Annotated in this window: 23 protein-coding genes, 1 tRNA gene and 1 riboswitch; of the genes, 9 read left to right on the forward strand and 15 right to left on the reverse strand. The window is 72.0% G+C overall.

Translation table 11 applies throughout. The annotated features are described in order from the left end of the window. Together ABH931_RS25575 and ABH931_RS25580 are read right to left on the reverse strand one after the other, a co-directional pair. Positions 1 to 377, reverse strand: a 377-nt coding sequence (locus ABH931_RS25575; RefSeq protein WP_370117627.1) for an LCP family protein, incomplete at its 3' end; no start/stop codon positions are given. A gap of 335 nt (positions 378 to 712) precedes the next feature. After that, a tRNA-Pro gene (locus ABH931_RS25580) sits at positions 713 to 786 on the reverse strand. 182 nt (positions 787 to 968) lie between these two features. Here ABH931_RS25580 and ABH931_RS25585 point away from each other — a divergent pair. Beyond that, the gene (locus ABH931_RS25585; protein ID WP_370117630.1) at positions 969 to 1,979 is read left to right on the forward strand and encodes a LysR family transcriptional regulator; all 1,011 of its coding nucleotides are present in this window, start codon (positions 969 to 971) and stop codon (positions 1,977 to 1,979) included. Positions 1,980 to 1,997: 18 nt separating this feature from the next. Here the strand turns inward: ABH931_RS25585 and ABH931_RS25590 are convergent, their stop codons facing one another. Next, positions 1,998 to 2,957 carry a metallophosphoesterase gene (locus tag ABH931_RS25590; RefSeq protein WP_370117633.1) on the reverse strand — a complete coding sequence of 320 codons (960 nt, stop codon included), beginning with the start codon at positions 2,955 to 2,957 and terminating at the stop codon, positions 1,998 to 2,000. A gap of 143 nt (positions 2,958 to 3,100) precedes the next feature. Here ABH931_RS25590 and ABH931_RS25595 point away from each other — a divergent pair, with 143 nt between their 5' ends. Further along, positions 3,101 to 3,565, forward strand: coding sequence for a GatB/YqeY domain-containing protein (locus ABH931_RS25595; RefSeq protein WP_370117636.1), 465 nt, complete (start codon positions 3,101 to 3,103; stop codon positions 3,563 to 3,565). Positions 3,566 to 3,695: 130 nt separating this feature from the next. On the opposite strand, the gene ABH931_RS25600 is transcribed toward ABH931_RS25595, so the two are convergent. Further along, positions 3,696 to 5,966: a transglycosylase domain-containing protein gene (locus tag ABH931_RS25600; RefSeq protein ID WP_370117639.1), complete on the reverse strand. Its 2,271-nt coding sequence runs from the start codon at positions 5,964 to 5,966 to the stop codon at positions 3,696 to 3,698. A 387-nt stretch (positions 5,967 to 6,353) separates the two neighbouring features. Between ABH931_RS25600 and ABH931_RS25605 the strand changes: the two genes are divergently transcribed. Further along, a complete protein-coding gene (locus ABH931_RS25605) occupies positions 6,354 to 6,668 on the forward strand; it encodes a WhiB family transcriptional regulator (RefSeq protein ID WP_370117641.1) in 315 nt (104 codons plus the stop codon). Positions 6,669 to 6,802: 134 nt separating this feature from the next. Here ABH931_RS25605 and ABH931_RS25610 read toward each other — a convergent pair whose 3' ends face one another. Beyond that, positions 6,803 to 7,966: an ArsA family ATPase gene (locus ABH931_RS25610; RefSeq protein ID WP_370117644.1), complete on the reverse strand. Its 1,164-nt coding sequence runs from the start codon at positions 7,964 to 7,966 to the stop codon at positions 6,803 to 6,805. Next, positions 7,963 to 9,006: an ArsA-related P-loop ATPase gene (locus tag ABH931_RS25615; protein WP_370117647.1), complete on the reverse strand. Its 1,044-nt coding sequence runs from the start codon at positions 9,004 to 9,006 to the stop codon at positions 7,963 to 7,965. Before ABH931_RS25615 ends, ABH931_RS25610 begins: the two co-directional genes overlap by 4 nt. Before the next feature lie 97 nt (positions 9,007 to 9,103). On the opposite strand from ABH931_RS25615, the gene ABH931_RS25620 reads away from it, so the two are divergent. From ABH931_RS25620 to ABH931_RS25635, 4 genes are all read left to right on the forward strand, one after another. Next, positions 9,104 to 9,262 (forward strand): DUF4177 domain-containing protein, encoded by a 159-nt coding sequence (locus ABH931_RS25620; protein ID WP_143094391.1) that lies wholly within the window; start codon positions 9,104 to 9,106, stop codon positions 9,260 to 9,262. Positions 9,263 to 9,264: 2 nt separating this feature from the next. Then, a complete protein-coding gene (locus tag ABH931_RS25625; RefSeq protein WP_370117650.1) occupies positions 9,265 to 9,729 on the forward strand; it encodes a RidA family protein in 465 nt (154 codons plus the stop codon). A 70-nt stretch (positions 9,730 to 9,799) separates the two neighbouring features. Then, a complete protein-coding gene (locus ABH931_RS25630) occupies positions 9,800 to 10,672 on the forward strand; it encodes an NUDIX hydrolase (RefSeq protein WP_370117652.1) in 873 nt (290 codons plus the stop codon). Then, on the forward strand, positions 10,630 to 11,451 hold the full coding sequence (locus tag ABH931_RS25635; RefSeq protein WP_370117917.1) for an MBL fold metallo-hydrolase: 822 nt from the start codon (positions 10,630 to 10,632) through the stop codon (positions 11,449 to 11,451). Before ABH931_RS25630 ends, ABH931_RS25635 begins: the two co-directional genes overlap by 43 nt. A gap of 198 nt (positions 11,452 to 11,649) precedes the next feature. On the opposite strand, the gene ABH931_RS25640 is transcribed toward ABH931_RS25635, so the two are convergent. The 6 genes from ABH931_RS25640 to ABH931_RS25665 all read right to left on the reverse strand — a co-directional run bounded on the left by ABH931_RS25640 (position 11,650) and on the right by ABH931_RS25665 (position 18,426). Then, positions 11,650 to 12,324 (reverse strand): Crp/Fnr family transcriptional regulator, encoded by a 675-nt coding sequence (locus tag ABH931_RS25640; RefSeq protein WP_042373640.1) that lies wholly within the window; start codon positions 12,322 to 12,324, stop codon positions 11,650 to 11,652. A 177-nt stretch (positions 12,325 to 12,501) separates the two neighbouring features. After that, a complete protein-coding gene (locus tag ABH931_RS25645; RefSeq protein ID WP_370117655.1) occupies positions 12,502 to 14,121 on the reverse strand; it encodes an LCP family protein in 1,620 nt (539 codons plus the stop codon). Further along, a complete protein-coding gene (locus ABH931_RS25650) occupies positions 14,114 to 14,695 on the reverse strand; it encodes a DUF6542 domain-containing protein (RefSeq protein ID WP_370117658.1) in 582 nt (193 codons plus the stop codon). Before ABH931_RS25650 ends, ABH931_RS25645 begins: the two co-directional genes overlap by 8 nt. A gap of 171 nt (positions 14,696 to 14,866) precedes the next feature. Next, complete coding sequence (locus tag ABH931_RS25655; RefSeq protein ID WP_370117661.1) at positions 14,867 to 15,526, reverse strand: NUDIX domain-containing protein; 660 nt, start codon at positions 15,524 to 15,526, stop codon at positions 14,867 to 14,869. Between the two features lie 122 nt (positions 15,527 to 15,648). After that, the gene (locus tag ABH931_RS25660) at positions 15,649 to 16,950 is read right to left on the reverse strand and encodes a hypothetical protein (protein ID WP_370117664.1); all 1,302 of its coding nucleotides are present in this window, start codon (positions 16,948 to 16,950) and stop codon (positions 15,649 to 15,651) included. A 78-nt stretch (positions 16,951 to 17,028) separates the two neighbouring features. Next, complete coding sequence (locus ABH931_RS25665) at positions 17,029 to 18,426, reverse strand: PLP-dependent aminotransferase family protein (protein ID WP_370117668.1); 1,398 nt, start codon at positions 18,424 to 18,426, stop codon at positions 17,029 to 17,031. A gap of 47 nt (positions 18,427 to 18,473) precedes the next feature. Between ABH931_RS25665 and ABH931_RS25670 the strand changes: the two genes are divergently transcribed. Further along, entirely contained in the window at positions 18,474 to 19,022 is a 549-nt protein-coding gene (locus ABH931_RS25670) for a carboxymuconolactone decarboxylase family protein (protein ID WP_370117671.1), read from the forward strand. 37 nt (positions 19,023 to 19,059) lie between these two features. Here the strand turns inward: ABH931_RS25670 and ABH931_RS25675 are convergent, their stop codons facing one another. Continuing rightward, complete coding sequence (locus tag ABH931_RS25675) at positions 19,060 to 20,694, reverse strand: NRAMP family divalent metal transporter (RefSeq protein WP_370117674.1); 1,635 nt, start codon at positions 20,692 to 20,694, stop codon at positions 19,060 to 19,062. A gap of 275 nt (positions 20,695 to 20,969) precedes the next feature. Then, a riboswitch (M-box (ykoK) riboswitch) is annotated at positions 20,970 to 21,138 on the reverse strand. 13 nt (positions 21,139 to 21,151) lie between these two features. Next, positions 21,152 to 22,114, reverse strand: a complete 963-nt coding sequence (locus ABH931_RS25680) for an NAD-dependent epimerase/dehydratase family protein (protein WP_370117677.1) — start codon at positions 22,112 to 22,114, stop codon at positions 21,152 to 21,154. A 70-nt stretch (positions 22,115 to 22,184) separates the two neighbouring features. Here ABH931_RS25680 and ABH931_RS25685 point away from each other — a divergent pair, with 70 nt between their 5' ends. Then, the gene (locus tag ABH931_RS25685) at positions 22,185 to 23,204 is read left to right on the forward strand and encodes a LysR family transcriptional regulator (RefSeq protein ID WP_370117680.1); all 1,020 of its coding nucleotides are present in this window, start codon (positions 22,185 to 22,187) and stop codon (positions 23,202 to 23,204) included. Here the strand turns inward: ABH931_RS25685 and ABH931_RS25690 are convergent. Further along, the gene (locus ABH931_RS25690) at positions 23,122 to 23,709 is read right to left on the reverse strand and encodes an HhH-GPD-type base excision DNA repair protein (RefSeq protein ID WP_370117683.1); all 588 of its coding nucleotides are present in this window, start codon (positions 23,707 to 23,709) and stop codon (positions 23,122 to 23,124) included. The genes ABH931_RS25685 and ABH931_RS25690 overlap by 83 nt on opposite strands. Positions 23,710 to 24,014 lie beyond the last annotated feature (305 nt).

A 24,014-nucleotide genomic window follows, 5' to 3' on the forward strand; every position in this document is an offset into this window, starting at 1 on the left:
CCGTAGTTCAGGCTGTTGGTGATCTGGTCGTGGGTCGGGAAGTGGTAGGTCTTCCCGTTCACCGTGCAGTCCGGGATCTGGGTGTCGGTGTCGCGCGGGATGCTCATCACCGTCGCGTTCTGGTGGTCCGCCGAGACGTGCAGCAGCATCTCCACGTCGGCGTGCGGCAGCGAGTCGTCCTGCCCGCCGAGGTTCGCGTTGTCGCCGAGGCGGGTGTCCGAACCGATGATCATGATGTTCAGCGCGCCCGGGATCACCGCGCCCTTCTGCGGCGAGGAGCCGGTGTCCAGCGCGCTGTGCTTGATGTTGCTGTCCAGCTGGTAGATCCAGGCACACCCGGCCGCCGCGACCAGCACCACGAAGGCGCCGACACCCATGCCTATTCGCTTGGCCGTCTTCCTGGGTTTCTGTCGACGACGCCCGGCGGTCATGCCCGGGGGAACCGCGATCGGGGCCGACTGACCGCGTGCCGCTCGGCGCGCCGCAGCCCGGCCGCCGCCCAAGGAATCTTCGGGAGGTGTCATGACGGGCCCGCTCCTTGCCGCAGAAAGTTCACACGCGTTCGGTTCCCGGGATCCTAGCCCTGTTGGTTATGGGATCGACCAGCGCCCAGGTACCTCTTGCTTGCTTCTTGTGGCGGAGCGAGCCCGCACAAGCAGACGAGGGCGGTCTTCCTTGAAGGAAGACCGCCCTCGTCTCGCTGTTTCACCAGTCGGGGTGGCGGGATTTGAACCCACGGCCTCTTCGTCCCGAACGAAGCGCGCTACCAAGCTGCGCTACACCCCGGTGCAACGAGGATTACTGTAGCGGACCACCTGCCCAGGAACGAAATCCGATTCCGCAGGCCCGGCCGTCGCCGGAGCTCAGCGGGCCGGGTTCGGGCGGGTTCAGGAGGTGTTCGCCCCCACGTTCCTCCCGTGTGCGTCCGCTCATGCCGGATCGGCATGGCCGAGTCCTAAGATGGACGCATGTCCGAGCTGCGCCGCCTGCGGTACTTCCTGGCCGTCGCCGAGGAGCGGAACTTCACCCGTGCCGCGGAGCGGCTGCACATCGCGCAGCCGGCGTTGAGCCGCCAGGTGCGGGAGCTGGAGCGCGAGCTCGGTGTCGAGCTCCTCGTGCGCACGACGCACAAGGTCGAGCCGACCGAGGCCGGCCGGATGCTGCTGGAGCGCGGGCCCGGGCTGCTGGAGGCCGCGGAGAGCCTGTGGCGCGGGGTCCGCGAGTTCGCCGACGGCCGGGTGGGCGGCGTCAGCCTCGGCTACGGCATGAGCGCCGGCTACGAGACCGCGCCGCGGCTGCTGCACGCGATGGGCGAGGAGGCCCCCGGCATCGAGGTCTCGGCGCGGGTGATGGCCTTCGCCGACATCGTCGACTCCGTCGCCGCGGGCACCCTGGACGTCGGCCTGGTCCGCTCCGCGCAGCCGGAGGCGCTGCCGGACGACGTCGAGCTGACACTGCTGCGGCGCGAGCGGCAGGGCGTCGTGATCAGCCGTGAGCACCCGCTGGTCGCGGGCGGCGTCGAGTCGATCGACCCCGCCGCGCTGGACGGCCTCAAGCTGCTGCTGCACCCGCGGGCGCACAACCCCGGCCACTACGACGAGATCATGGAGATCTGCGCCCGCGCGGGCGCGAAGCCGGAGGTCCTCTACCGGGGCCTCGACTTCGACGCCTCCTACACGCCGGTCGCCTCGGGCGCGGCGGTGACCATGGTCGGTTACAGCGGCCGGATCGGCCTGCCGGGCGGGCTGGTCTGGCTGCCGGTGACGCCCGCGGCGTACATCGAGGTCCACCTGGTGACCCGCCGTGAGAGCCACGCCCCGGCGGTGAACCGGCTGTTGCGCGTCGCCGAGGAGACGGGCCGTCAGTACGGCTGGCTGGAGGGCGCCCTGGGCGAGGACGCGAACGGCGCCCGGAGCGTCCGCGCGCTGGGCCTCGACGGCGCGGACATCGGCGCGATCGACGGCGCGTACGAGGTGTAGGCGCCGCGCCGCGGGCGCCTACGCCCGAGCCCGCGGCGTCAGCGTCAGCAGCGTCGCCTCAGGGGGGCAGGCGAAGCGGACCGGGGTGTAGCGGTTGGTGCCGCAGCCCGCGGAGACGTGCAGGAAGCTGCGGCGGCCGCCCGCCGTGTGCGTGGAGAGGCCCTTGACCCGCTTGCGGTCGATGTCGCAGTTGGTGACCAGCGCGCCGTAGAACGGCACGCACAGCTGGCCGCCGTGCGTGTGCCCCGCCAGGATCAGCGGGTAGTCGTCGGCCGTGAACGCGTCCAGGACGCGCAGGTAGGGCGCGTGGACGACCCCGAAGGAGACGTCCGCCTCGGGGGAGGGGCCCCCGGCCACCGACGCGTAGCGGTCGCGGCGGATGTGCGGGTCGTCGAGACCCGTCAGCTCCAGCTCCAGGTCGTTGACCTTGAGCGTGCCGCGCCGGTTGGTGAGGTTGACCCAGCCCGCCGCGTCGAAGCCGTCGCGCAGCTCCGTCCACGGGTTGTGGATCGCGCCGTTGATGCCGCGCCGCGCCGAGCCGTCGGCGTTGTTCATGCCGTGGTTGCCGCTGACCATCGCCGACAGGTAGCGGGTCGGGCTCTTCGGCTGCGGGCCGTAGTAGTCGTTGGAGCCGAAGACGTACGCCCCGGGGAAGTCGAGCAGCGGGCCGAGCGCGTCCAGGGTCTGCGGGACCGCGTCCGGGTCGGAGAGGTTGTCGCCGGTGTTGATCACCAGATCGGGCCGGAGCGCCGCCAGGCCGTCCAGCCAGACCTGCTTCTTGCGCTGTCCGTTGACCATGTGGATGTCGGAGAGCTGGAGCACCCGCATCGGCTTCGCGCCCACCGGCAGCACCGGCACCTCGACCCGGCGCAGCCGGAACGACCGCACCTCGACCCCGGCGGCGTAGCCGACGCAGGCCGCGCCGACGGCGGCGGTGACTCCAAGGGCCTTGAGCGGAGCGGCGTATCGGGTGCGCATCCGTCCATGGTGGCAGACGCCCCGGGGGACCTCGAACGACGGGGGCGGAGATCCGGAACCCGGACCCCCGCCCCGCGTTCGCACGCGTCCGCCACCGCCGTTAATCCGCGCGGCGAGCTGTGCGGAGATGTCAGACTTGCGGCATGACCACCATGCTCAAGCAGCAGCTCCAGGAGGACCTCACCGCCGCGATCCGGGCCCGTGACGACCTCCGTTCCGGCACGATCCGGCTGACCCTCGCCGCCATCACCAAGGAGGAGGTGGCCGGCAAGACCGCGCGTCAGCTCAGCGACGAGGAGGTCCTGGAGGTCATCACCCGTGAGGCGAAGAAGCGGCGGGAGGCGGCCGAGGCCTTCGAGCAGGGCGGCCGCGCCGAGTCGGCGGCCCGCGAGCGTGCGGAGGGCGTGGTGCTGGCCGAGTACCTGCCCAAGCAACTGGGTGACGAGGAGCTCGCCGCGATCGTCGCGGCCGCGGTGGCCGAGGCCAGGGCCGCGGGCGCGGAGGGGCCGCGGGCCATGGGCGCGGTCATGAAGATCGTCAACCCGCAGGTCAAGGGCCTCGCCGAGGGCGGCCGCGTCGCCGCCGCGGTCAAGCAGGCGCTGAGCTGAGAGCTCACCGAGAGCGCGGGAAACGGGAAACCACCGGTCGGGGTCGCCCCCGACCGGTGGTTTCTCGTTTCCCGCGTGGTGGCCGTGGTGGCCGTGGTGGCCGTGGTGCCGTGCGACGCGCGGCTACGGCTCAGTGCCCGAAGGGCGGGGCACCGGTGGCGCCGCCGTTGTTCCCCCCGTTGTTCCCGCCGGCGACGCCGATGATGCCGCCGGTCGGACCGAGGATGGTGTTGCCCCCCGAGTTGCCGCCGTTCTTGCCGCCGCCCTTGCCCTTGCCGCCCTTGCCCTTGGTGCTGTCACTGGACTGCGTCGCCGGGGCCGGCAGCTGCACCAGGGTGAAGCCGCTCTGCGGGACCCCGTCCAGTGCCGCCATCATCGCGTCCTGCCAGACCGGACCCGCCAGGGTCGCACCGAAGGCGGTCTGCGTGACGCCGTGGATCGGCTGCTCGGAGAGGCTGGTGAGCTTGGTGCCGGTGTCGCTCACCACGGTCGCCGCGGCGATCTCCGGGGTGTAGCCGACGAACCACACCTGCCTGTGCTCGTTGGTGGTACCCGTCTTGCCCGCGCTCTCGCGGCCGTCGGGCAGTTTGTCCTGCACGCCGGTGCCGTCCTCGACCACGCCGTAGAGCATGGTCGTGATCGCGTTGGCGGTGCTCTGCTGCATCACCTGCTGGCAGTTGGCCTGCGGCACCGCCAGCTGCTTGTGGTCCGAGGTGGTCACGGACGTGATCGCGGTCGGCGCGCAGTACAGGCCCTGGGCCGCGAAGGTGGCGTAGACGTTGGCCATCTCCAGCGGGGTGAGGCTGTTGGTGCCCAGCGTCAGCGACTGCACCTGTGCGATCGGCGCCAGGGTCGTGGTGCCCGGCACGTAGGTGGCCTGGGTGGTGATGCCCAGCTTGTTCATCATGTGCACCACGTTGCACAGACCGGTGTCGCGCTCCAGCGGCACGAAGTAGGTGTTCACCGACTTCGCCATGGCCTCGGGCATGGTGAACGGGCCCTTGAGGCTCGTCGAGTCGTTCTCGTCCGGCGGATTGTCCGTCTCGGCGAGGGTGGCGCCGGAGCAGTCCTGCATCGCCGGGTAGGGCTCCTGGTACGGCGACTGGTACTGCTTGTCCATGCCGATGCCGTTCTCCAGCGCCGCCGCGGCGGTGATCGGCTTGAACGTCGAACCCGTCGGGAACCCGCCGCCGCCGCCCATGCTGCGGTCGACGTTGTAGTTCAGGCTGGTCACGGCGTTGCTGCTGCCGAGGCCGTACGGGCGGCTCTGGCCCATGGCGAGGATCTTGCCGGTGCCCGGCTGGACCATCGTCATGGCCGTGGCGGCCGCGTCGCTCGCGTAGACGTGGGAGGTCACCGAGTTGTAGACGGCGGCCTGCGCCTTCGGGTCCAGCGTGGTGTGGATCTGCAGGCCGCCCTTGTCCCACAGCGCCTGCCGGTCCGCCGCGGTCGCGCCGAAGGCCGGGTCCTTGAGGATGATGTGCTCGACGTAGTCGCAGAAGAAGGCCTCACCGTTGTGGCTCGCGGTGATGCAGCCCTCCTGGGCCTTCTTCGGGTTCAGGCCCAGCGGGGTCGCCTTCGCGGTGTCGGCCTGGGCCTGCGTGATCGAGCCGTACTCGGCCATCTTGTCGAGCACCGTGTTGCGGCGCTTGAGCGCGAGGTCCGGGTAGATGATCGGGTCGTAGTTCGACGGCGACTGCACCATGCCGGCCAGCATGGCCGCCTGCTGCACCTTCAGCTGGCTGGCGTGCACGCCGAAGTAGCGCTCGGCGGCGGCCTCGACGCCGTACGCCTGCTCACCGAAGAAGGTGATGTTGAGGTACGCGGTGAGGATCTGGTCCTTGGTCATCTTCTCTTCGACCTGGATCGCGTACTTCAGCTCCTGGATCTTGCGACCCAGGGTCTGCCGCTGCGCCTCCAGGACCAGCGCCTGGTCGTTGCCGGCCTTCTCGACGAAGACGTTCTTCACGTACTGCTGGGTCAGCGTCGAGCCGCCCTGCATGCCGCCGCCACCGCTGTTGTTGGTCAGCGCGCGCAGCATGCCGCGCAGGTCGACCGCGCCGTGCTGGTAGAAGCGGTTGTCCTCGATGTCGACCAGCGCCTGCCGCATCGCCGGGGCGATCTGGCTCTCCGAGACGACGGTGCGGTCGCGCGAGTAGACCTTGGCGATCACGTTGTTCTGGTTGTCGTAGATGTACGACGCCTGTGACAGCGGCGGCGCGGTGAAGTCGGCGGGGAGACTGTTGAAGTCGTTCACCGCGTTCTTGGCCCCGAGACCGAGCGCGCCGACGGCCGGCAGGGCCAGGCCCGCGACGAGACCGCCGGCCAGCACGCTCGCGCCGAGAAGCCGGGCGCCGAGCGAGACCTGCTGGAGGGGGGACACCTTGCGCTTCGCTGCCATGGCAGAACCTTACGTGGCGTTCCTCGGACAGGTGGGCAGGTGTTCGCCTACTCTTGTCACAAGCGTGCGACAAGTTGCCGTGCGCTTTCTTGATTCACTCTTGTGGGTGATGAGAGATGACCGAATCGTGGGGGAATGCCTGGCATATGCCAGGCGTATGAGCACGCGGGAACGGTAGGACGGGTCCCCGAAGCCCGTATGGTCCGCCGACCTGCGATCACTCCAATGGGTGATCTCCTGGCCACGCATAGTCCAAACGGGCCATAAGGATTGGGCCCCAGGGGGCTGTTGCAACGCCCACTTCTTCCGTAACGTCCTCAACTGGCAACGGCATATTCGCCGTTGCCGCCGTGGGGGAGCCTCGATTCGGGAGAGGACGGCGCCAGCATGAGCTGGGTTGAGGACTGGAGTGCGCAGGCCGCCTGCCGCACCAGCGATCCGGACGAACTGTTCGTCCAGGGGGCGGCACAGAACCGCGCCAAGGCGGTGTGCACGGGTTGCCCGGTGCGCACGGAGTGCCTGGCGGATGCTCTGGACAACCGTGTCGAGTTCGGTGTCTGGGGGGGTATGACCGAGCGTGAGCGCAGAGCGCTGCTCCGCAGGCGCCCGACGGTCGTGTCGTGGCGTCGCCTGCTGGAGACCGCGCGCAGCGAGTACGAGCAGGCCTACACCGTCACCGTGGACTTCGCCGAAGCCGGCTGAGGCAGATTTCCCTCCTGGGGACGTTGCACTACCTCAGGGGCGCGAGGAACTGCGCGACAAGCCAGCGATGAGCAGATGGGCCTCTGGGCAGGGCCATCCGCCTCGGGTGGTTGCTCGCGCAGTTCCCCGCGCCCCTAAAGGGCCAACTGCTCGCCGATCGCGCGGAGGCCTTCGAGGTCGTGGACGTCGCCCGGGAGGGCGGGGACCGGGGCGACCTTGACGTCCGGGTAGACGGAGGCGAAGCGGGCGCGCATGCGGTGTTCGCGTGCTATCACCTGCATGCGTTCCGCGTGCAGCCGCAGCAGACCCGCGGCGAGTTGTTCCGCGTCCCCCGGCGGGGCCTCGTCGAGGGCCTCCGCGGCCGCCCGCGCACGCTCCGCGCTCAGCTGGGGCGCGCCCGTGCCGTGGACGCGGTTCAGCACCAGCCCGGCCAGCGGCATGCGGTCGGCCTCCAGGCGGTCGACGAAGTACGCCGCCTCGCGCAGCGCGTCCCGCTCCGGCGACGCGACGACGAGGAACGCCGTGCCCTTGGCCTGCAGCAGCGCGTACGTGCGGTCCGCGCGCTCGCGGAAGCCGCCGAACATGGAGTCCATGGCGGCGACGAACGTGGAGACGTCCTGCAGCACGGTCGCGCCCAGCACCTTGCTCAGCACCCCGGTGAACATCGTCATGCCGACGTTCAGCATCTTCATCGCGCTGCGCCCGCCCACCTTCGCGGGGGCGGTCAGCACCTTGATCAGGCGGCCGTCCAGGAAGGACCCCAGCCGGTTCGGCGCGTCCAGGAAGTCCAGCGCGGAGCGGCTCGGCGGGGTGTCGACGACGATCAGGTCCCAGGTGCCCGTGGCGTGCAGCTGGCCCAGCTTCTCCATCGCCATGTACTCCTGCGTCCCGGCGAAGCCGGAGGAGAGGGACTGGTAGAAGGGGTTGTCCATGATCTGGCGGGCCCGCTCGGGGTCCGCGTGGGAGAGCACGACCTCGTCGAAGGTCCGCTTCATGTCCAGCATCATGGCCTGCAGTTCGCCGGCGCCGGAGACGCCCTTGACCACGCGTGGGGTGTTGTCCAGCTCGGTCAGGCCCATCGACTGGGCCAGCCGTCGGGCCGGGTCGATCGTCAGCACGACGACCTTCCGGCCGCGTTCGGCCGCCCGCAGGCCCAGCGCCGCCGCGGTCGTGGTCTTGCCGACGCCGCCACTGCCGCAGCAGACGATGATCCGGGTCTTCCTGTCGTCCAGCAGGGCGTCCACGTCCAGCTGACGGTTGGTCAACGCCTCCGGTGAGGAAGCCAACGAGGAAGTCATGCCGCCCCCTGGGTCCGCAGTTCGGCGGCGAGCCGGTACAGGCCGCCGAGGTCGACGCCGCCCGGAAGCTGCGGCAGTTCGTAGGTGGGCAGGCGCAGCCCCTGAATGTCCGCTCGCTGGGCGCGCTCCAGTTCGACGCGGGCGGCGTGCTCGCGGCCCTCCGCGAGCAGCGGGCCGACCAGCTTGCGCACCGTCGGGCCGGGGCCGCCGCCGTTCGCGGCGGTGCGCCGGCCGCCGAGGCCCGCCTCGGTGAGCGCGAGGGCCAGGTCGTCCTCGTGCCCCTCCTCGGCGGCCAGCAGCGCCGCCTGGTCCAGCACCGGCGGCCGGACCATGTTGACGAAGACCCCGCCCACCGGCAGCTTCGCCGTGTGCAGGTCGCCCACCCCGTCCACGGTCTCCTGCACCGGCATCTCCTCCAGCAGGGTGACCAGGTGCACGGCCGTCTCCGGGGACTGGATCACCCGCATGACCGCCTGCGACTGGTTGTGGATCGGCCCGACCCTGGCCAGGCCTGCCACCTCGGTGTTGATGTTCAGGAACCGGGTCACCCGCCCCGTCGGCGGCGCGTCCATCACCACCGCGTCGTAGACGCGTCGCCCGTCCGGGCGACGGCGGCGCACCGCCTCGCAGGCCTTGCCGGTCAGCAGCACGTCCCGCAGGCCGGGGGCGATCGTCGTGGCGAAGTCGATGAAGCCGAGCTTGCGCAGCGCCTTGCCCGCGCGGCCCAGTTTGTAGAACATCTCCAGGTACTCCAGCAGCGCCTGCTCGATGTCGATGGCCAGCGCGAACACCTCGCCGTGGCCGCGACCGCCGGCCACCTTGCGCTCCTCGTAGGGCAGCGCGGCGATCCCGAAGAGCTCCGCGATGCCCTGGCGCTCCTCGACCTCGATCAGCAGCGTCCGGCGACCCTCCTTGGCCAGCGCCAGCGCCAGCGCGGCCGCGACGGTGGTCTTGCCGGTACCGCCCTTGCCGGTGACGACGTGGAGTCGGACACCCTCCCAGTCCGGACCTGTCGGACCTGCAGGTGGAGCTGCGGGCATGAGCCGTGCCTCCCTGGCGATCGCGCGTCTGGTCAATGCTGCCGTCCGGTCGAGCGTAACCAATGGCTGTCCCGTGGACGGGCTAGAGTCCAGTGTCATGACCAAGTGGGAATACGTGACGGTGCCGCTGCTGGTGCACGCCACCAAGCAGATCCTGGACACCTGGGGCGAGGACGGCTGGGAGCTCGTCCAGGTCGTTCCGGGCCCGAACAACCCCGAGCAGCTGGTTGCGTACCTGAAGCGGGAGAAGCAGTAGCCATGAGCAAGGTTGAGAGCCGCCTGGCCGAGCTGGGCCTGACGCTGCCCGAGGTCGTGCCGCCGTTGGCGGCCTACGTCCCGGCCGTGCAGACCGGCGACTTCGTCTACACCTCGGGCCAGCTCCCGATGGTGGCCGGCAAGCTGGGCCTGACCGGCAAGGTCGGCGCCGAGGTCACCGCCGAGGAGGCCAAGGAGCAGGCGCGGATCTGCGCGATCAACGCGCTGGCGGCCGTCAAGTCCGTCATCGGCGACCTGGACCGCATCGAGCGCGTCGTCAAGGTCGTCGGCTTCGTCGCCTCCGCCCCCGACTTCACCGGCCAGCCGGGCGTCGTCAACGGCGCCAGCGAGTTCCTGGGCGAGGTCCTGGGCGAGGCGGGCGTGCACGCCCGCAGCGCGGTCGGCGTCGCGGTGCTGCCGCTGGACGCGCCGGTCGAGGTCGAGATCCAGGTCAGGGTCCGCGCCTGACGTCTCGCGCAGGCGTGCCCCACCACGGGTTGGTGTGGGCATTCTTGAGCCTGCGCCGTACGATCCGGCCATGAGTGATCGACGGAACGATCGTTTGCCCACCAGCTGGGCGGACCGGATCGCGGCGCAGGCCCGCGGCGAACTCACCCCCGTCGAGCCGCGTCGCGCGGCCACGGTGGTGCTGCTGCGCTCGCACGCGGACGCGGGTGAGGCCGTCGAGGCGTACCTGCTGCGCCGCCGTACGTCCATGGCCTTCGCCGGCGGCGCCTACGCCTACCCCGGCGGCGCCGTGGACCCGCGCGACAGCGCGCCGGGTCTCGGCTGGGCCGGTCCGGACGCGGAGGCCTGGGGCGAGCGGCTCGGCGTGCCCGCCGACGACGCCCGCGCGATCGTCTGCGCGGCGGTCCGGGAGACGTTCGAGGAGTCCGGCGTCCTGCTGGCCGGCCCCGACGCGGCCTCCGTCGTCGCTGACGTCTCCGGCGAGGAATGGCGCGCGGCGCGCGCCGCGCTGGAGGCGCACGAGATCTCCTTCGGCGAGTTCCTCGCCTCCCGCGGCCTGGTGCTGCGCAGCGACCTGCTGGGCGCGTGGTCCCGCTGGATCACCCCGGAGTTCGAGGAGCGCCGCTACGACACCTGGTTCTTCGTGGCCACCGTGCCCGACGGCCAGCGCACGGCGGAGGTCCCGGGCGAGGCGGACCGGGTGCTGTGGATCTCCCCGCAGGCGGCTGCCGCGCACCACGCGGCGGGCGAGTTCTTCATGCTGCCGCCGACCATCACGACGCTGCGCGAGCTGAGCTCCTTCACCACCCCGGACGCCGCGCTGAGCGCGGCGAAGGCCCGCGCGATCGATCCGGTCCTGGCCCGGGCGGAGATCGCCGACGACGGCGCGATCGTGGTCAGCTGGCCCGGCCACCCCGGCCTGGCCCTGCGGGGGCACGTGTGAGCGGCGCGGTGGCCGTGACCGAGCGGGCGACGCTGGTCCTGGCGCCGAACCCCTCCCCGATGACCCTGGAGGGCACCAACACCTGGATCCTCGCCGAGCCCGGCTCGGCCGAGGCCGTGGTCGTCGACCCGGGCCCGCTGCACGAGGGCCACCTCGCCGCGGTCCTCGCGGCGGTCGAGTCCCAGGGCCGCAGGGTCGCGGCGACGCTCCTCACCCACGGCCACCCGGACCACGCGGAGGGCGCGCTGCGCTTCGCTGCGCTGAGCCGCAGTGGGGTCCGGGCGCTGGACCCGGCGTTGCGGCTGGGCTCGGAAGGGCTGGCGGACGCAGAGGTGCTGGAGTTCGGCGGCCTGGAGTTGCGGGTCGTCGGCACACCGGGGCACACCTCGGACTCGCTGTGCTTCACGCTGCCCGCTGAGGGCTCGCTGCTCACCGGGGACACGGTCCTCGGGCGCGGCACGACCGTGGTGGCCCACCCCGACGGCCGCCTCGGCGACTACCTCGACTCCCTCAAGCGCCTGCGCGCGCTCGCGGAGGCCCGCGAGGCCACGACCATCCTCCCGGGCCACGGCCCGGTCCTGGCGGACGCCCTGGGCGCGGTGGAGTACTACCTCGCCCACCGCGAGCAACGGTTGTCGCAGGTCGCCGCAGCGGTAGAGGCGGGTTTCACGACCCCGTCGGAGGTGGTCGCCCACGTCTACGCCGACGTCGACCGCTCGCTCTGGCCCGCGGCGGAGTGGTCCGTCAGAGCTCAACTCGAGTACCTACGGAACCACTAGGGGGCGCGGGGCGCTGCCGGTATGCGGCTCCTCCCCCAGCCTTCGGCCGGGAGGTGCCCCCTGCGTCGGCGCGAGAAACCGCTCAGCGCTGATGGCCCTGCGCATTGAGGACCATCTGCTCGTCGGTGGTTTCTCGCGCCCCGGCGGCGGAGCCACAGGTCAGCGGAGCCCCGCGCCCGTCAGTGGTGCGACTGATCCTCAGCGCGAGCGCCTTGCGAGGCGCTCGACGTCGAGCAGGATCACGGCGCGAGCCTCCAGGCGGAGCCAGCCGCGCTGGGCGAAGTCCGCGAGGGCCTTGTTGACCGTCTCGCGGGACGCGCCGACGAGCTGGGCCAGCTCCTCCTGGGTGAGGTCGTGCACCACGTGGATGCCCTCGTCCGACGGCACGCCGAAGCGGCGCGAGAGGTCGAGGAGCGCCTTGGCCACGCGGCCCGGCACGTCCGAGAAGACCAGGTCCGACATCACGTCGTTGGTACGGCGCAGGCGGCGCGCGATCGCGCGGAGCAGGGCGATGGCCACCTCGGGGCGGGTCGCCAGCCACGGCTGCAGGTCGCCGTGGCCCAGCCCCAGCAGCTTGACCTCGGTCAGCGCCGAGGCGGTGGCGGTGCGCGGGCCCGGATCGAAGAGCGACAGCTCACCGATCATCTCGCTGGGGCCGACCACCGCGAGCATGTTCTCGCGGCCGTCGGCCGAGGCGCGGTGCAGCTTCAGCTTGCCCTCGACGATGACGTAGAGCCGGTCCCCGGGGTCTCCCTCGTGGAACAGCGACTCGCCGCGGCTCAACGTCGTCTCCGTCATGGAGGCGCGCAGCTCGGCGGCCTGCTCGTCGTCCAGTGCGGTGAAGAGCGGTGCCCGCCGCAGAACGTCGTCCACTCGGTCCTCCTAGTCGGCCGTGCAGGCTTGAGGTTCGGTCCCCATCATGCCCGACCGGGAAACAGTGCGATCAATCACAACAAGTGTGTCTTACGTGTTTCCCGTTCTCCTAGCCGGGTGCCGCTCCTGAGACGGATCCGTCCACCAGCCGGGATCCTGCCGCGATCACGGCCGGGATCAGTCGACGCAGGGGATGCCCCTGCCCATGTCGACCGAGGCGCCCTGGAAGGGGATGCTCGCCGTCGATCCGCCGGTCGCGGCGCTGTCGGACGAACTGCCCGTGCCCCCCGCGCCGCCGGCCGAGTCCGCGCCGAGGAGGACCTCGACGTGTCCGGCCGCGACGTTCGCGGAGGCGGTCGGCACGGCGGGGACGCCCAGCTTCGCGGCGATCTGCTTCGCGGCCTTGGCCGCGTCCGCGCCGGAGCCGTAGCGGACGACGGTGTGCGCGCGGGCCGTCGCGTTGCCGGTGCGGCCGGCCGTCCAGCCCGCGTCGACGAGGCTCTTCTGCTTCTGCGCGGCCAGGCCGGTGACGCCGGAACCGTTCAGCACGTCGACGGTCGCGGGGGCGACGGGGCCGGACTGCTGCGGCGCGGCGGGCGCCGGGGCGGTCGTGGAGGGCGCGGCGGCGGGGCTGGGATCGACGGAGATGAGCCGCTGCATGATCCGCTGGATCTGCTGGGCGTCGACCAGGTTCACCGACTCGCCGTTCCGGGTCGCGAAGCCCTGGATCGGCAGGGTGTTGAAGACGACGTTGCCGCCGGTCAGGTTCGGCACCTGCTGGGCGAAGTCCAGGACGTTCCACTGGGAGTCCAGCACGACGTCCTTCTTCACCACGTCGAACAGGCCCTGCATCTTGCCCAGGTCGTTGAAGAGGCCCTCCTGCTTCAGCTTGTACATCACCGAGGAGATGAAGGCCTGCTGCCGGTGGGTGCGGTCCAGGTCGCCGTTGGTCAGGTTGTGCCGCTGCCGGACGAAGGAGAGCGCGCCGGCCGCGTCCAGGGTGTTGTAGCCGGCGTGGAAGTCGGCGCCGGAGCCCTGGCCGGTCATGGCCGGGTCCTTGGTGGCGTGCTTGAGGCAGACCGTGATCGGCTGGACGACCTTGGCGATGTCGTAGAAGCCGAGCAGGTTGACCTCGGCGAAGTGGTCGATCCGCACGCCCAGGAACTGCTGGACGGTGGCGAGGGTGGCCTCGCGCCCGGCCTCGCGGCTCTGCTGCTCCAGCGCCGCGCCGGTGATCCCCTGGGCCTTCAGGCCCGGTTCGGCGGCGGCCTTGGCCAGGCCGTAGGCCTCCTTGATCTTGTGGTGGCCCTGGGAGGTCCCGTCGCCGTTGAGCGTCTCGACGTAGTCGTCGCGCGGGATGGAGAAGGCCTGGACCTTGCCGCCGTTGGCGGGGATGTGCAGCAGGATCAGGGTGTTGGTGTTGTAGCCGCCGATGTCGCTGGAGCCGGCGTGGAGGTCCTGCTCCACGAACTGCTTGGGCAGGTCGTTGCCGTTCATGTCCTTGCGGCTGTCCAGGCCGATCAGCAGCAGGTTGATCGAGTTGTCGAGCTTGGGCGGCGCGTGCCGCTGGGTGACGCCCAGTGCGTCGGAGGTGTTCAGGCCGTCCGTCAGCGAGTGGTAGGTGAACCAGGAGACGCCGCTGCCCAGCAGTACCACCGCGGAGGCGGTGGCCACGGCCGCGCGTCCGGCGCGGACCAGCGGCGTCGTGGGGCGCCGGCCGACCGCGCGGTCTCCGGGGCGGTCCGAGGGCCGGCCCGAGGGACGCCCGTGCGGGCGGTCACCGGGACGGTCAGCCATGGTGGCTCCTTCGCGGGACGGGGACCTGGGCGTCGCGGTCGTCGGTGGCCACGCGCGCGGAGCTGCGGGCGGTGGCACGGTGGCTCAGCGCGCGCCGCAGCAGCGGCGCGGCGAGGGCGGCGAGCAGCGCGAAGAACATCGTCGGGAAGAGGTCCACGGACCACTTGAGCAGCCCCGTGCCGAGCTTGGTACCGGCGAAGTCGGAGCTGTGCAGCAGCAGTTGGTCGAGGAAGGCGAACGAGGCGACCACCAGCGGCGGGCTGGGCAGCACCCACCACAGGCCGCGCCGGGTGACCAGCAGGGCGGCCCAGGCGCTTGCCAGCACCGAGCAGACGGCGAAGGCCCCGCCGAGCGGCGTGCCCGACACCTCGTCGACCAGGGCGCCGAGCAGCGGCAGCGCCAGCAGCACCCAGCCGGCCTGGGGGCGGGCCAGGCGCCCGCGCGTCGGCCGGGGCGGGCCGGAGCGCTGGGGCGAGGGCCGTCCGCCGTGGGCGCGGTCCGCGCGGGGGTTCGGCGGCTGGGCGGCCCGGTCGGCCGGTCGCGGCGTCGGGCGCCGCGTCGACTGCCCAGTCATACCTCTCCTCTCACGCTGGTCCTCCGCACTGCGTGCCAAAACCTGTCAAAACTCATAAACCCACAACCACGGGCTTAACAGGTGTAACAGACGCACAGGGGACATCCATGGTTCCGCGCGCAAGTCGTACTGTCACGTGTGCGTCGCCGCAGGTCGGTTCGGGCCCGATTGTCACGCGCCGGGCGTGCGCCCCCCGGCTCGCGCGTGCTTCTCGCGCGACTCCACGGCCAGCGCGACCAGCTCCGCCCACCAGCCGTCCCGGCCGTGCGAGAGCAACTCCTGGGCCTGCGCGGGCGCGACGACGCGGACCTCGACGACGGACTCGCCGTCCTCGGGGTTGGTCGGCTCGGAGTCGACGACCACCTCGCCCCAACCCCACAGCCAGGCCTTCTCCGGATGCGGCTGCCAGGGCCGGTAGGGGGTGGGCCGGTCGGTGACACAGCGGTGCGCGCCGATCCAGACCGGCGCGTCCAGCAGCCGCGCGCCCGCCTCCTCGCGCAGCTCACGGGCCAGGCAGTCGTCGATGCTCTCGTCCCGCTCCCGCGTGCCGCCGGGCAGGAACCAGTGGTCGCGCTCGTCGCGGCAGAGCACCACACCCTGCCCGTCGGGAGTGCCCGGTGCGCTCGGCGTGTCGGGCAGCGGCGCGAAGCCGATCAGGTGGATGTTGGTGACCAGCCGGTCCTCCGGCATGACGGCGGCGAAGTGGGCGTCGTAGCCACCCCAGGCCCAGAACTGCGGGGCGTGCAGGCGCGGGAAGCGCCGTGCCAGGGCCTCCAGTTCGGCCGGGTCCGGCTGTGCCGGTTCGTCAGAACGCGTCGTCGTCGAGGTCATTGATCGAGCCTAGCGGCTCGGCTGGCCCGTTCGGGGGAGCGCACGAAGTGCAGCGGTTTGACGCACGGCTGCCGAAACGTCACTGCGGGTGAACCCGCAGGACACCCGCGTCCGGCCCGCCGCTACCAGGCCTCGACCAGCTCGGGCCGGGACCCCGCCTGCTCGTTCGCGGCCGTGTCCGTGCCCAGGCCGGCGGGCGTGGACGCAGCAAAGGACGCGGCGGCGGGCACCCTCCCGCGGCGGGCGGTGGCGCCGGACCGGCGTCGCCCGCGCTGCCGCTTCCTGCCCGGCGTCGGCCACAGCAGCACGTAGGAGACGGAGAGGACGACGAAGCCCAGCCGGACCAGGCCGCGCGTCGGGTCGTCCGGGATGACCAGCGTCCCCCCGTACAGGGAGAGCAGCGCGATCCAGCTCCACCACGGCACCAGGCGGCGCTGGCCCACCGCGTCCCACAGCAACGTGCCCAGCAGCACCGAGGCGCTGTAGTAGGTGTAGGTGCTCGGGTCGAGCAGGATCCGGGCGTCCGCGCCGAGCAGGATCACGGCCGGCCAGCGGCCGCGCCAGATGGCGATCGCGCCGAGCAGCGCGCCGAGCCCGAACTGGGCCGGGCGGTCCCACGACGGCGTGCCCGCGCTGTGGACGCCCAGCCAGCGCAGCGAGGACGCGGGCTGGTTGGGTATCGCGAACTGCGCCGCCGAGACCGAGCCCAGGTTGCCGAGGTAGAAGGGCAGCCAGGCGACCGCGACCACGGCGCAGAACAGCAGGAACGGCCCGCGTCGTGATCCGCGCGGCAACGCCAGCAGCAGCACCGCGAACGGCACCGCCGTGGGCTTGGCGTCCACGGCCAGCGCCAGCCAGACCGCCACCGCCCAACTGCCGCCCTTGGCCAGCGAGTGCACCGCCACGGTGGCGAAGAAGAGCGCCAGCACGTCGTCCAGGTGCGCGAAGCGGACCGAGACCTCGATCCACATCGGGATGAACGCCAGCCCCGCGACGAGGATGCGCTGCTGGAGCCTGCGGTGGTTGGTGCCGGTGCCGAGGTAGTGCAGGGCGGCCGTGCGCCCGACCAGGATCAGCATCACCAGGCCCAGGACCGACATCGCGGCCTCGGCCAGCAGCTGGCCGATGGCCGGGGCGAACGGCTGGGACAGCCGGGCGACGGCCAGGCTGACCGGCCCGATCTGCAGGTCCGGGTGGTTCGCGTACAGGGAGAGGCCCCCGTCGGGCGTCCCGCCGAAGAGCAGCTGTTCGCCCTGGCGCAGGTAGTGCCAGGACACACCGCCGCTCGGTGCGACCAGCACGAACCACAGGACGGTCCACCCGACGAGCAAGGCGTGGTGCCTGCGCAACGGCAGCCACGACGCGATGCGTCCGGTGTCCGCCCGGTAGTCGGAGAGCGGTCCCTCCCCGCCGGATCGGCTCACGTTCGTCTCTCTCACCCGATTTTGTTCGTCGTCCCCCCGGGCGCGGACATCGTAAGCGCGAAATGAAAGAAAAAGGTCTTACCCGAACACAGCTTCGGCGCTCAGCAGTCCCGACAGCTCCGCGACCGCCGCCGGGAAGGCCGCGTCACGCGGGGTTCCGTAGCCGAGGACCAGGCCGCCCCGGTGCTCGGGCGACGGGGTGTGCCAGTGCTCGCCCAGGACACCGAAGGCGAGACCACGTGCCGCGGCCGACCGCAGCAGCCGGGGTTCGGCCGCGCCCTCCGGCAGCCCGAGCAGCAGGTGCTGCCCCGCCGCCACGCCCTCCAGCCGGTGGCCCCCGAGCGCCGACAGCAGCAGGTCCCGTCGCCGCCGGTAGCGCGCGCGGCCGGCCCGCACGTGGCGGTCGTACTCGTGCGAGGTGACGAAGTCCGCCAGCGTCAGCTGGCCCAGGGCCTCGGACTGGTAGTCCGTCAGCCGCTTGGCCCGCATCACCGGCTCGACCAGGTGGCCCGGCAGGACCATCCAGGCCAGCCGGACCCCGGGGGCCAGCGTCTTGGACGCCGTGCCGACGTAGACGACGCGGTCCGGCGCCGTGCCCTGGAGCGCCCCGACGGGCTGGCGGTCGTAGCGGAACTCGCCGTCGTAGTCGTCCTCGACGACCACCGCCCCGGATGTCCGTGCCCAGGAGACCAGGGCGCGGCGGCGGTCGGGGTGCAGGGTGACGCCGGTCGGGTACTGGTGGGCGGGGGTGACCACCGCTGCCGCGACGCCCGCGGCCGGCAGGGCGGCGCTGTTCGCGCCGCGGTCGTCCACCGGCAGCGGGAGGACCTCCCGGCCGGTGAACCGGACCACCTCGCGATGGAACGGCAGGCCCGGGTCCTCCATCGCGAACCCGCCCTCGGGCAGGGCGTGGGCGAGCAGGGTGAGCGCCTGGACGTAGCCGGTGGTGACGACGATCCGGTTGGGGGAGGCGTCGACGCCCCGGGCCCGGCCGAGGTAGTCCGCGAGTGCGGCGCGCAGCTCGGGACGGCCGCGACTGTCGCCGTAGGCGAACGCGGCGGGCGGCGCCGAGCCGAGCGCGCGGCGGGAGCTGCGCAGCCAGGCGGCGACCGGGAACGAGCCGACGTCCGGCGTGCCGGGGCGCAGGTCGTGGCGGGGCGGCCGCGGCGTGCCCCGCGAGGCGGGCCGCTCGGGGCGGGCGATGTCCGCGACCCGGGTGCCGGAGCCGTGGCGGGCGATCAGGTAGCCCTCGGCGACCAACTGGTCGTAGGCCGCGCTGACCGTCCCCCGGGACAGGCCCAGCTCGGTGGCGAGGGCGCGGGTCGCGGGCAGCTGGGTTCCGGCGGCGAGGCGCCCGCCGCGGATCGCCTCCCGCAACGACCGCTCAAGCGCGGCTCGGACACCCTCGCCGCCCGCCCGCCCCGCGGTCAGGTCGAGGTGGAGGTCGACGCCGAAAGTGGACCATTCATCGGTCATGGAAATGGACCTTATCGCGGGTCCACTGCGGGAGGAGACTCATCCACATGACGACGAACACGAACACCGCGACGACGAACACCGCGAAGACGAACACCGCGAAGACGAACACCGCGAACGCCGACACCGACGCCAAGACCGGCAACCCGCAGATCAGCGTCCGCGTCGCGGCCGACAAGCTGGCCCCCGCCGCGATGCGCGCGATGGTCGCGCTGGACAAGGCGACCTCCGGGAGCGACCTGGAGGCGGGTCTGAAGGAGCTGGTCCGGGCGCGGGCCTCGCAGATCAACGGCTGCGCCTACTGCGTCGACACCCACAGCGCCGACGCGCTGGCCGGCGGCGAGGACCAGCGGCGGCTCCTGCTGCTGCCGGTCTGGCAGGAGACGGGTCTCTTCTCCCGGCGAGAGCGGGCCGCGCTCGCGCTGACCGAGGCGGTCACCCGGCTCTCCGACGGCCCCGTGCGCGAGGAGGTGTGGGCGGCCGCGGCCGAGGAGTTCGAGGAGACGGAGCTGGCCGAGCTGGTCTGGCTGATCACGACCATCAACGCCTGGAACCGGGTCAGCGTCGCGGCGCAGGCTTGGCCCGTCAACGAGTGACAGGCCGGGCCCGTGCGGCGAGGGCGGCGGCGGGGCGTCAGTGCCCCAGCGCGACCTCGACGATCTTGACGATCACCAGCACCATCGCGACGAGCAGGTAGCCGCGGAGCGCGCCCATCCCGATCCTGCGGCCGGTGGCCATGGCGGGCCGGGTGAGCGTCTCCAGCGGCGGCATCCGCCAGTTGTCGCGTCCGGTGCGGTCGATGGGGTCCTCCTTGGTGGCGGTACGACGCTTGGTGAAGGCGTAGCCCGCCGCCAGGACCCCGGCGACACCGCAGCCGGCCATGATGTCGAGGATCGCCCCGGCGGTGATGTCCGGGAACAGCACCGAGGCGGTCAGGATGATCGACAGGGTGACCAGGACGCCGACGACGGCCGCCGTGAAGGCGTTGGTCTTCGGGCCGTTCACCCACGGGCCCAGCACCTGCTTGTCGTTGCAGAGCAGCAGCAGGAAGACCGTCGCGGACGGCAGCAGCACCCCGGCGAGGGTCTGCACGCCCTCGGTCAGCAGGCCCAGCGGCGAGCCGGGGATCAGCACGACCGCGGCAGCCAGGGCGACGATGCCGGCGTAGACGGCGTAGAAGCCCTTGGCGCCCTGCACACCCCGGTGCAGCGAGTGCCTGATCCCGAAGACGTCCCCGATGGCGTAGGCCGTGGAGAGCGAGACCGCGAACGCGCCGATGACCGAGGCGTCCAGCAGCGCGACGGCGAACAGCACGCCGGCGACCTTGCCCGCGTGGGCCTCGATGCCGTGGGCGAGACCGGCCGCGTCGGTGAAGCCGCCGGACTCGTGGGTGCCGGCGAAGGCGGCGGCGGTCGCGCCCATCAGCGCGGCGGCGCCGACCACGACGACCACGATGCCGAGCCACAGGTCGGCCTTCTCGTACGCCATGAAGCGCGGCGTGATCCGCTTGTCGATGACGTAGCTCTGCTGGAAGAACAGCTGCCAGGGCGCGACGGTGGTGCCGACGATGCCGATGATCAGCAGCATGACGGTGGCGAGCTGCCCCTGACCGCCCGGCAGGTCCGGCACCACGAAGTCGTGGGCCATCTGCGAGGTCCTCGGGTGGGACAGGAAGTAGATCGGCACCAGCAGCAGCGAGCCCGCGCACAGGGCGATCGCGATCCGCTCGAACCGCCGGAACGAGCCGGTGAACGCGGAGGCGATGATGACCGCGGCGGCGAGCACCACGGCGAGCACCTTGGGCAGGCCCAGGTAGCCGGCGGCCAGCGTGATCCCGATGAACTCGGTGACCAGCGTCAGCGCGTTCAGGATGAACAGGTCGATGACGCTGAACGCGCCCCAGAACTTCCCGAAGCGCTCCAGGATCAGCCGCGCGTGGCCGACGCCGGTGACGGCGCCCAGGCGCAGCACCATCTCCTGGTTGACGTAGAGCACCGGGACGAGCAGCAGCAGCGTCCACAGCAGGTGGGTGCCGTAGTTCTGCCCGGCCTGGCCGTAGGTGGCGAAGGCCCCGGCGTCGTTGTCGCCGACCATGACGATCAGGCCGGGGCCGACGATCGCCAGCAGGGTCTTCAGCTTGGCGGACAGGCCGCGGCGGTCGCCGTGGTCGTCCAGCCTGATGGTGCCGAGCGCGCCGCGGATGTCGCCGACGTGGGCGTCGTCGAGCACGGCGGTGCGGGTGTCCCGGGTGTCGAGCGTGGTGGACATGGTGGTCCCTCCCCGTGGCCGTGAGGCCGGTTGGAGGGCATGCGGCATCCATCCGCCCTGCGTGCAGGCATGCCTGTGCGCAGAAGGTGGTGGAGCGAGGCAGGTGGTTACCGCATGCCGAAAGAAGAAGACGAGGTCAAGCGGGTGTCGTGGGGCCGTTTGTGGCCCGGACTAGGACTGACGTCCATCTGCTTCTCGCCTCCCTCCGGTCATGACGCGCGTCTCGCGTCGAAGCGGCAGGGGGCACACCGATCCCGGACCGCTGGAACGGATCCGGTACACCCCAACTCGTCAGAGCTTTGGCACTCCACGGCGTAGCACTCGCGTGCAGCCACTTGGCCTCAACCCTTAGGTCGGGAGGAGGTGTCCTGATCCGGAGCGTCTCTCGACGGGTGGGATCAGTGGCCTGTGTCCGTGGAGACGCCTCACCGAACGAGGTGTCTCATAAACAACCGATTCATCGTGACCCGCGCATAAGGGCACTGTCAAATACGTTGACGCGATCTTCACGCCGCGAGCCGGGCAGCCAGTCGGCCACCGCGGCGAACCGGAAGCCGAGGGCCTCGGCCCGGGCGGTGTTCATCGGGTAGGCGCGTTCGAAGGAGAACGGCGAGGCGGGCGCACCGACCTCGACCAGCGCCGCCGGATCGATGGCCGTTGCCAACTGCCTCGCTGTCAGCGTCCCCTGGGATGCCGCGTTGACCGGTCCGGTGAACGTGGCGGTCGTCGTCCAGGCCAGGAAGCGGGCGATCTCCTGCGCGTGGACGAAGGAGGCGGGTTGCGGGTCGGGGTGGACCAGCACCGGCCGGCGTGCCGCGATCCGCTCGGTGTAGTGGGCGAGCCGTCCGGTGAAGTCGTCGCCGCCGAGCACGTGTGCGGCGCGCACGCTCGTGAAGGCGAAACCGACATCGGCGGCGGCCCTTTGGAGCACCGCCTCGGCCTGGCGCTTGCCCTCGCCGTAGTTGCGCTCAAGGAACTCCGATTCCTGCCACGGGAGTTCCGGATCGACCAGTACCGCGTCGAGGTCGACGGCCTGCTCCGTCAGCGCCGGTCCGCCCGGTCGGCCCAGCTCGGCGTAGACCTCCACGGTCGAGGTCATCACGTACCGGTCGGTGCGGCCCGCAAAGACCCGCGCCGCCAGGTCCGCCTGGACCGGCGTGTAGCAGACCTGGTCGACGACGGCGTCGAACCGCCGGTCGCCGAGGGCGGACCGCAGCGCCACCGCGTCGTCGCGGTCCGCGCGCAGGTGGGCGGCGCCCTCCGGCGGCGGCTTCGAGCCCCGGTTGATCACGGTCACGGACGCCCCGGTCGCGCACAGCTCGGCGACGAGCAGCCTGCCGAAGTACCGGCTGCCGCCGATCACGGCGACGGAGGGAGAAGGGCTGGTGCGGTCTGCGCTCACGGTCACGGTCACAGTCATGGGATCAGCCTGTCCCGGCCAGGTCGGCAGCGGTAGTGTCGATCTCCTGCACTCGTCATAAGGAGAACTGGTGATCGACGTCCAGCGGCTGGCCGTCCTGCGTGAGGTCTCCCGGCAGGGCAGCTTCAACCGCGCGGCGGGCGAGCTGCGGCTCACGCCCTCCGCCGTGTCCCAGCAGATCGCCTCGCTGGAGCGGCGGTTGGGCGTCGAGGTGGTCGAACGCAGCACCCGGGGCGTCGTGTTGACCGAGGCCGGTCGGCTGCTGGTCGACGCGGCGGAGGCGATCGCCGCCGAACTCGCCGATACGCAGCTGCGCATCGACCGGCTCGGCGCGCCCCGGCGGTCGCTGACCGTCGCGACCTTCGCCAGCGCCGGCCGCCACCTCCTGCCGGACGTCCTGGGCGCGTTCGTCGCCGACCATCCCGAGGTGGAGCTGACGATCGTGGAGGCCGAGCCGGAGGAGAGCCTCCCGCTGGTTCGCGAGGGGCGCGCGGAACTGGCTCTCGGCTACCACTTCGACGGCCCGCCGCCGGCCCGTCCCGGCGACCGCGGCGGCCTGGACTGGACCCCGCTGCTGGAGGACCCGTTGCGGGTCGTGCTGCCGCGCGGCCACGCGAAGGCGGGGGGAGCGGACGGCCCGGGTGGGCTCCACCTCGCCGAGCTGGCGGGGGAGAGGTGGGTGCTGGGCTGCCACAAGTCGGCCGCGCAGCTGGCCCGCCACGCGGAGCTGGCGGGCGTGGAGCTGAGCGTTTCGTGCACGTCGACGGACTACGCCTTCGCCCAGTCGCTGGTTCGGGCGGGCGTCGGGATCGCGCTGATCCCGCAGATCGCCGTGGAGCAGGCGGCACCCGACCTCGTGGCGCTCCCGCTGGCCGCGCCCGGGCCGGTCCGCCACCTCGGTCTCGCCCGCTCCCGCCGACGCCGCGGCCCGACGGCCCGCCTCGCCGACGACCTGGCGGCCCGGCTGATCTCGGCCTGCGCGGCGCCGACCGGCGCAGGGCCGGCGCTCAGCCCGCTTTCGCCGCCTTTGCTGCGGCCTTCATCTCCTGCTTGTGGGCCCGGACCTTCTCCAGGGAGGCCGGCCCGGTGATGTCCGCGATCGAGCGGAAGCCGTCCCTCTCCCCGTAGGCCCCGGCCGCCTCCCGCCAGCCCTTGGGTCGGACGCCGAGCTGCTTGCCGAGCAGCGCGAGGAAGATCTGTGCCTTCTGTTTCCCGTAGCCCGGCAGCTCCACGAGCCGGCCCAGCAGTTCCTGGCCGGTCGCCACGTCGCGCCAGACCGCCTCGGGGTCGCCGTCGTAGTGGGCGTCCAGGTAGGCGCAGAGCTGCTGGATGCGCTTGGCCATCGACCCCGGGTAGCGGTGGATGGCCGGTTTCTCGGCACAGAGCGCGGCGAAGGCGTCCGGGTCGTGGTCGGCGATGGCGTGGGCGTCGAGGTCGTGCCCGCCGAGCCGTTCCAGCAGCGTGTAGGGGCCGGTGAAGGCCCACTCCATGGGGACCTGCTGGTCCAGCAGCATCCCGATCAGCGCGGCCAGCGGGCTGCGGCTGAGCAGGGCGTCCGCGTCCGGGTTCTGGGCGAGGTGGAGGTCGGTCGCCATGGCGCCCTCCTTCGGTGCGGGGAGCCTTCGGTACAGGGAGCCTTCGGTACGGGGGCCTTCGGTGCGCGGCGGCTTGGACGGGTGCGGGGCGGCCGCGTGCCCGCGGCCTGCGTGCGGGTGGTTCGCGCGCGGGGCCACCGCAGCCCATTGTCCGCGCCCGCCCGGGGCGCTGCCCGGTGGCGGCTCCCACCCGCGTGTCGGGGCCCGCGCGGCGGCGCGGGGATGGGTTTCGCCGTGAGGGCGGTCACGCCGGAGGTCAAGATTCGGTAATGGTTTTCATCCCGCACCCGTTCGGGCTAGTGATG

The sequence above is a fragment of the Streptacidiphilus sp. MAP12-33 genome (assembly GCF_041261265.1).
GTDB lineage: Bacteria > Actinomycetota > Actinomycetes > Streptomycetales > Streptomycetaceae > Streptacidiphilus.